Source organism: Acuticoccus kandeliae (assembly GCF_003073115.1).
Genome location: NZ_QBBV01000160.1, coordinates 1 through 304 on the forward strand (window position 1 = coordinate 1; position 304 = coordinate 304).

The window sequence follows — 304 nt, forward strand, 5'->3', positions numbered from 1 at the left end:
CGGGGAACATCGCCGGCTGGGTGCTGACCGAGATGGGCCGTCAGCCCTGGACGGTGCACGGCGAGCTGCTCACCGCGCAGAGCGTGTCCCCCGGCGTGAGCCTGGGCCAGGTCGCGTTCTCCCTGGCCGCGTTCACCGCGCTCTACGGGATCCTCGCCGTCGTCGAGGTGCGGCTGCTGTTCCGCTACGTCGCCGCCGGACCCGCCGCCCCCGCGGCCCCGCCCGGCCCCGCCGACGACACCGACGCCGAGCGCCGCCCCGCGGCGTTCAGCTACTGACCCCGGAGGGACGACGATGGACCTGC

At 75.7% G+C, this 304-nt stretch carries 1 protein-coding gene; it reads left to right on the forward strand.

Annotated elements, in window-relative coordinates; all coding sequences use genetic code 11:
- Positions 1-278, forward strand: a 278-nt coding sequence (locus DBV35_RS31355; protein ID WP_205648967.1) for a cytochrome ubiquinol oxidase subunit I, incomplete at its 5' end; no start/stop codon positions are given.
- Between the last annotated feature and the right edge of the window lie 26 nt (positions 279-304).